This window comes from Psychromonas aquimarina ATCC BAA-1526, from assembly GCF_000428725.1.
GTDB lineage: Bacteria > Pseudomonadota > Gammaproteobacteria > Enterobacterales > Psychromonadaceae > Psychromonas > Psychromonas aquimarina.
In genome coordinates, this window is record NZ_AUAM01000079.1 from 1 (window position 1) to 7630 (window position 7630).

General features: G+C 37.1%; 6 protein-coding genes and 2 pseudogenes. 3 read left to right on the plus strand and 5 right to left on the minus strand.

Annotated elements, in window-relative coordinates:
* Window positions 1–261: 261 nt before the first annotated feature.
* From G337_RS0118150 to G337_RS29600, 4 genes and pseudogenes are all read right to left on the minus strand, one after another.
* Window positions 262–2334, minus strand: a complete 2073-nt coding sequence (locus G337_RS0118150; RefSeq protein WP_028865143.1) for a hypothetical protein — start codon at window positions 2332–2334, stop codon at window positions 262–264.
* A 211-nt stretch (window positions 2335–2545) separates the two neighbouring features.
* Window positions 2546–2917 (minus strand): transposase, encoded by a 372-nt coding sequence (locus G337_RS28315; RefSeq protein ID WP_157619379.1) that lies wholly within the window; start codon window positions 2915–2917, stop codon window positions 2546–2548.
* 269 nt (window positions 2918–3186) lie between these two features.
* Window positions 3187–3519 (minus strand): hypothetical protein, encoded by a 333-nt coding sequence (locus G337_RS0118160; RefSeq protein WP_028865144.1) that lies wholly within the window; start codon window positions 3517–3519, stop codon window positions 3187–3189.
* A gap of 329 nt (window positions 3520–3848) precedes the next feature.
* Window positions 3849–3947 (minus strand): annotated as a pseudogene (locus G337_RS29600) (IS6 family transposase); the annotation flags it as partial.
* Between the two features lie 848 nt (window positions 3948–4795).
* On the opposite strand from G337_RS29600, the gene G337_RS0118170 reads away from it, so the two are divergent.
* The 3 genes from G337_RS0118170 to G337_RS0118180 all read left to right on the plus strand — a co-directional run bounded on the left by G337_RS0118170 (window position 4796) and on the right by G337_RS0118180 (window position 7140).
* Window positions 4796–5044 carry a fimbrial protein gene (locus G337_RS0118170; RefSeq protein ID WP_028865146.1) on the plus strand — a complete coding sequence of 83 codons (249 nt, stop codon included), beginning with the start codon at window positions 4796–4798 and terminating at the stop codon, window positions 5042–5044.
* Window positions 5045–5449: 405 nt separating this feature from the next.
* Complete coding sequence (locus G337_RS0118175) at window positions 5450–6373, plus strand: LysR family transcriptional regulator (RefSeq protein WP_028865147.1); 924 nt, start codon at window positions 5450–5452, stop codon at window positions 6371–6373.
* Window positions 6374–6582: 209 nt separating this feature from the next.
* Complete coding sequence (locus G337_RS0118180) at window positions 6583–7140, plus strand: hypothetical protein (protein WP_028865148.1); 558 nt, start codon at window positions 6583–6585, stop codon at window positions 7138–7140.
* 160 nt (window positions 7141–7300) lie between these two features.
* On the opposite strand, the pseudogene G337_RS28325 reads toward G337_RS0118180, so the two are convergent.
* Window positions 7301–7630, minus strand: a pseudogene (locus G337_RS28325) (transposase); the annotation flags it as partial.

Here is a 7630-nt window from a genome sequence, read left to right on the forward strand (position 1 = left end):
AAAAATCGGATACGATCTTAAGTGATTAATCTGTTTTAATAACTAGCATCACAGCTGGAGCAGATTATGACTAGAAAACGTAGAAACCACTCACCCGAATTTAAAGCTAAGGGAGATAAAACTTTATCTGAGTTAGCGTCCGTTGGCAGTCAATAGCACCTTGGTGCCTTTGAAAAGGGGTAACTGTCAGATCAGGTCTGAGCTAGTACACTTTATTTGTCCATTTAGCTTTGCGTTTCATTACAATCTCCTCAATATGTATTAGAGAACTGTAATCAAGTAGATTATAGAAATGGACTGGTTGCCCGGACGTTTACCGTTCGGATTTGCATAACCCTCCAAATCAATAGAAAAAGTCTTCCCATCTTCTGATAAAGAAACATTTATAAACTGCTGATCTGTATTACGACAGATTCCTTTTGCTTCCAGAAAACTTCTATATTTCCCCCTATACAAATTGATTATCTCAATCAAAGATTCAGCGTTATGAGTTCTATAGTTCACCTCAGAATAAGCGTTTGAAAAAACAAATTTATTCCCTCTAGTATTTTCATAAAAACCAGTATCACACAAATCTATTTGATCTAGTCTCCTAAGACTATTACCATAATAGTCAAGAGTATTGAAGCGACCTATAAAATCATCGGGATACTTTCTCGGTTGATTATAAATGATATTTCGGATGTATCCTGGCGGCACAGTTGGGTATAAATCCCAGCCAGTAATTCTGATTCTTCCTCCCTCAGACCCTAACTCGTCATAGGTTTTGTTTCTAAAAACTATATTTTTCACATCCCTTGGATCAAAATATTTTACTTCATCTATGGGAAGGATCTCTACTACTCTAGCACGACCGACCCCATAAGAAAGAATTTTAACATTATGTCCATCTCCAGTATCATCGTCACTTTTTAAGAAATCTGCTGTATTATTGAATTGAGGATCTCCAAATGCATCATTCACCAAAAATTTATCCATAACATGGTTAGCCCCCTGCTTGGGCTTGTAGGAGATATAAACACGATGCCAGGGATTTCCTTTTGTAAAATGGATAACATCAAAATCATTATCTGTAAGTTGCTCTCTTCCTGCATATTGTCCACCATTAAAAACTAAAGCCTGGACTCTGGAAACTACTTCTGGGGAAAATGGGAATCTATAGACATACCCCCTTTTTTCTGAATTATACTCAAATTTTATCTTCTCGTATGGTTTTATTTTTTCACGATATGATTGGTTGCTTTCGTCATATATATGTACTATTAAGGTTGCGGTCGTATTATTGAGAAGAAAGAAGTTGCGATTTTTTACAAAAGGATCTTCGGAATGTAATTCACCTGTTTTATTCACCAATATAGCTGATTTTGTGTAAGGTTTACTCTCGAGAGCGGGGGATAGCTCAGCTAAACAGTGTTCTTCTATTTCATCCTTTATGCTTGAAAGGGTAGTATATGCTGGATGTACCATTCGTGGGATCCTTCTACCTGCATCCTCATCAACTAACTCTCTTGGTGGCACATCTCGCAGAGGCATGGTATCTGGGCTACTATTTGTTGACAGTACACCCATCGCGGGTCCCATAACATTAAACCCATAGTCTGGGTCTTCAGGGGCTTCTTCAAAGATTGGAGATCCTGATGTACCCTTTGAAAAAGCCTGGTTTTGTGCTACTCCGTCAGTATATATGCGATAAAAATCACCCATTAAAGTAGCATTGCCGTCAAGATTAGTCAGTCTTTGAGACCATCCTGCAGGATGATGAAGCATATGACCATTTTTAGGTTCATCTTTTAAAAATATAAATCCAGACTGAAATAATTGCTCTAAGGGAGGTAAATGACTGGTATTAACTAGTAATAACGCTATATCTTTCTTAATATAACCTGTCCTATCATTATGAGCTGTAATAACATCCGCGATTATGCCCTCTTCCATTTTTAAGTGCTTTACCCTTTCATATGACCCATTAGGTTTACCTATATAATTAAAATATCCAGTAAATGCGAACTTTGATGGTACAGGAGATGTTGGCCCCGAAAGAACATTGTGGCCAGCAGTAATCATACAAATCTTGTTATCATTTCTGAACGTTCTTATAAAGAAACCTGTCCCATTCAGGATCAAATCTTGATTATAAGCCGACTCTATAGCAAATAGTGATTTACTTTTTTTTAAATTATTTATAGCATTAGGTGATACTATAGGTTCATCATCTGGGTTGTAGTATGTAAAATAATTGGTGTATGCCCCTTTAGGTGCAGAAAGTGGTATATTAAATGCGCTAACTATTGATGTATAAAAAAATATAGATAATATTATTAAATGTTTTTTCATATAAGTTAAACCTATGTTGTATATATTATTAATTCCAACCGAATTCAAGTCCGAAGTGATAGGTGAACCCCATAGGTTGGACACAGATCTTCATTTCTTAGAAGAATAATCAATATATTTTAAGTTAAGGCATAAACCTCTGCCGTGCATGATAAACCTGACCTGGGTCAATCTATTGGCTCTACGCGCCTTTGCGTGGAATGATTGAAAACTAGCCACCCCAGGAGCGAATCGAGTCATGCCTGTGGTTGTCCACGAGCAATCGTTGGAATAACTTGGTTGGCTCAGATAAACCATAACATCGTCGCTTCAACACTTTCACTCTATTATTGAATCCTTCGACAAATCCGCTGGTATGATGGGCGATGAAATAATTCGTAATTTGCTCCTGATAATTCATCAAGGTTTGAATAAATCGGTCAAAACAATTAAGCTCAGAAGCTGTCACGCTATTCACCCACTCTGCTATCTTTTCCTTGGCGACCTCTGGGGAAATATGACTGTCGAATATCCCACTGAGTTGACGACTAAACTGATAGCCTTGCTTCAATTTTTCTGAAACTGAAAACAGTGACTCAACCACTGTGAGTCAGAGTGAGAACCGAACATGAAAACACCTCTTTTAAGCAATTATTGAATAATAAAGTGTACACAAATCAGTCATTCTACGAAAAGACGCGTAGAACCGAAATTAGTACAACTAGTCAATTAATCAAAACGACTGAGTTCAGTCAAATAGTTGATGAAACTTAACATTTAAGTCTGATAAATTGCTGAGTTTATGGTGAATTATATGATTACCAAAAGTTAAATAATACCAACTATTAATATTAACAACGCTTACTTTGTTTCTTACTTTTCTATTAATTCAATTCCTGTTAAATAACCATTTCCAATACAAGCATTCACAGTTGCATTGGTCAAATAAGCGAGTTTTGCTATATCGTAAGCTATATCTCTGCTTCTTCGACGACTTTCTTTCATTTTCATTACCCCCCATTCACCATCTATTTTCACGTTAATGCCAAACCCTACGATAGTTCTCGTTGATACATTGAGTCCACTTACCTTTACATTATTTTTATAAAAATCAGTTTTGCATAATTGGCTGAGTTGATTCCCTGCAAATGATTGGGAGGAAAATAAGACTGTGAGAAGAAGTATGATATTTTTATGTTTATGCATTTTATTTCCTTACGCTACCAAGATTTGACTACATTAATATAAAATAACTAAACAGTTAAATTTTAATCATTTTGTGAGATATATAATATATAAATGCCTATTTCAGTAATTTTGGCTCTCCGTGTTTTTGCGTGGAATGCTCAAAAAAGGATTCTGTCGCAAATTAAGATTATGTAGCTCTAAACGAAGGGGGCACTTTTCCTCAGATACAATGATGCTACTAGCGAATAAAACTGATCCCATGGCGTTATATCTTCGGAGTTAACCATCTGTCCTTGCTTAATCATGGAGCAAAGTTCAACACCTGCTAAGGTTGACTTTGCACCTGCCTAAGATTTCCATCCTAAACATTGATGCATTTTACCCTTCACTTTTCGATGACTCTGTTCGACAATATTATTGATATATTTAACCGCTAACACTTCAATCCAATCATGCAGGTTCTGTCGCAAATAGCAAATTTTGGTATTTTGTGACTTTTTAAGTGTCTTTTTTAATGGATATTAAATTTTTATTTTCACTCAAAAAACCTATTTGCGACAGAACCGTTCCAGCTATACGTGCTTTTTATACTGTCATCTAGACCATCACCATCTGAATCAGCGACCATTACTACGACTACGCCAGAAAAAGATAAAGCTACCGCTAAACCAAGTGATATAAGTGAAAAGTAGAGTCGTTTGTTTTGTTGATCCATTGGTTATCTCTATGAACTATATATTGGCCATACATTATATATAACAATGATACAGACCAAAAATCATCTCCATTGGGAATTTTCCATACCTAATTCCGCCAATTGACATCTTGCTAGTAGTTTTTCGATATCCCGATAACTCAGTTTATAGGCAACATACCATCGAATAGTCATCATAATCGTGCTGAAGGAAATTGTTTCTTGGTGAAGTTTAATGCCATAGCTGGGGCTCATAGATCAGATAAAGAATAAGTCTAACATTACAGCTAAGCGTGTCTATGTATCATCTGCTTATCAATACTTACTGTGAAGATTATTCCGGCGTATTCAAGATGCGACAGAACCCAAAAATAGAGTCCATATTTCAAAGATGACCTTGGATCTACTAGGGCTACAGAATGCTGAACATCTGACCAACAGGAAAGTGGAAAGAGCCTTTTGCATTAAAATAGCAATTAGTGGGATTTTCCCTCGGCAGCTGATTAGTGCACTTTTTAAATTGATCATATTATAAGTGACCTCGTTGTCGAGACTGCTATGACCAACAGTTTTTATTTTAAATTCCAAAGAAGATTATTTATGCAGACTAAATACAACTCATTTTTAAAATATTCATTACTTGCTATCAGTCTTGGAATTTCTTCATCTGCGGTACATGTTGCCGATGGCCATGTGAATTTTACTGGCTCTATCAACGAAGGTACCTGTGATGTGGCTCCGCAAGATCAAAACGTCGCGGTTGCACTTGGTTCAATTGGTGTTGATGCATTTAATGCCACCTCTGGCTATCGTCGATCTGAATGGTGCATCGGGAGGGGGCCTGAGTAACAATGATAATATTAGTAATACACAAGGGATTGTGGTTACTCCCTATAAACCCACTCGCTATCTGTCGATATGGTAAATCTACCGGACAATACTTATATCGATACACAAACCATCAACCTGCATGCAAAAGCAGGATTATCTTGCATGCGAATATCTCTGGTGTACGCCAGGGTAGAAATATCTTATTGCAACTGTCCCCCGCATTGGTCACCCCTGTGGTAGATGATTAGGATAAAGAGTATGGCTGGATCTCTGAAAATGGTGAGTTATACCTGAGCAAACTTCACTCAAATCAGCAATGCAACAGATGAATTTAACATGTCAACTTTAAACGTCATCAAACTTTTAGTTATTAATATTTATCGGAAGAGCTTTCTTAAGCATATGAAATAGGAGTTCAATTAAATGGTTGAATATAGTCTGGATCAATTAGCGACATTTGTTGCCGTCGCAGAGCATGGCACTTTTGCAAATGCTGCCAAGATACTTAAGAGAGATCGCTCAACACTCAGTGAACGTGTCAGTAATTTAGAAATTATTATGGGAGTAGCTTTATTCGATCGTACCAGTAATAATCCTAGCCTGACAAAGGAGGGTAAACTACTACTACGCCAGGCTACTTTATTATTGCACCAGTCGTTAAAACTACAACATACAGCACTACAATTGACTTATAAAGAAGAAAGAGAGCTGACGATTTGTTTAAATTCCACGGTACCCAATGAGTACGTTTTCCAGATAGATCAGCATATGTCACATCACTTTAGTGATACGGATCTTAATTGGGTATATGCTAGTAGGGATGAAGCGATGCGCTCTATCATTGACTCGGAAGTAGACCTTGTCATTATTATACAAAACCACTCGTCAACAAAACTGTTACCACCACCTGGGCTAAATGGCTGTATAGTAGGTTCTTTACCAGGTGCGATATATACGCGTAAAGATTCTCCGATGCAACCGTTGTCTCCGGTTATGCTTGAGGACCTTCAATTAGAAAAACAATATATTTTAAAGAGTTTTGCGGATGCAGGCTTTAGTGAACGCGCAAATTTTTCCAGTCAGCAACAAGTTATCACTAATCCGGCATTACTGATGGAGCTTTTGAAACACTTCGGATGGTCATTTTTACCCAGACATATCGGAGAAGATAAAATGTATAGCGATACAATCGTAGAATTAAAAACTGAGTTTTTAAATGAATCATGGACGATAGACCATACACTTTTTTTTCGTGAAGATAAAGCAGGGAAAGTACTGAAAAGTATAATAACGGAATTTAAGAACCAGTATAGTAAACTAAAAAAAAATTGGTTCTGTCGCAAATAGCAAATTTTGGCATTTTGTAACTTTTTAAGTGTCTGTTTTTAATGGATATTAAATTTTTATTTTTACTTAAAAAACCTAATGGAATAACCTATTGAATATCAATTAAACATAAATTACCGTAAGCTTTATTATAAATAGACAGGCTATAAATGAGTAATTCTACAGCCTCGTTAGGCAATGTAAGATAACAAATTAGATGGAGGAATAAAATGACCAAATACAATTGCTTGCCAGAAAAAGTAAACCGAACCAGACGAATAATTGGTAGGGTGATAAATAGTAAAGAGTTGCCACCTTTTGTATATAGGTTCGACAGACGACATCCTGCTTTAATCAGAGCTGCCGGCTTTCAGCCATGGAATGGCGCAGGGGGGATCTCGATGATGGAACATGTGAATAACTCATACTCACCCGGCCATCTGCGAGCAGGACAACCAACAAAATACGATATCCAGTTCGTATCGTGCGGAGCCTATGGGATACTTAAGAACATAGATCCTAAATTCGCACAGTTGCTCTTACAAACGAATATTTACAAGATAGATACTGCTATTGCGTTGCAGACAGGTGTTTTCTTCGATGCAAATGATGTCTTAGATAAGATGGGGATCACCAGATTTTACTCAACGCAGAGAGAATGGTTCAAAGCAGGTGGGGTCAACTCAGCGGCAATCGTTGGAACTATGAGAGGGATTAACTTTGCTAATCAGATGACCGGAGTTGTTGCACCTGATGAGGAATTGCTGCAGGGATGGCAAGCATTTTAAAATTGAAAGGAGGCTATCCGTTCGATTATGCGCCTGCTTACTAAAAATATAAAACCCTCATAGATTGGACATTAAGAGACAACCGAGTTCAAGCCATATTGTAATCGGCCTGTTTTCTTATCTATGGAGGGCGTTCAAAATTCTGTGTCAGGGTAATTCATTAAATATCCAGTACGCTGTCTAAACGCCCTTCAAAATAAATATAAATAGCTAACTGAGATAAGCAGAGGTTCCAATTATGAATTGGCATCGTTCATTTCTCAGACGCATTTAATATGCCTGCGTAGAGTAATTTCAGCAAGCTGTTTTCATTAGGAAAAGCGCCTTTTGTTTTGGTCAGCTTTCTAAACTGACGATGAACTGCCTCAACGGCATTTGTGGTGTAAATTACTTTTCTAATATGCTCGGAATATTTGAAATAGTGCGATAAATTAGGCCATTTTCTACGCCAGGAATTAACGACTACTGGGTAAATATCTCCCCATTTTGC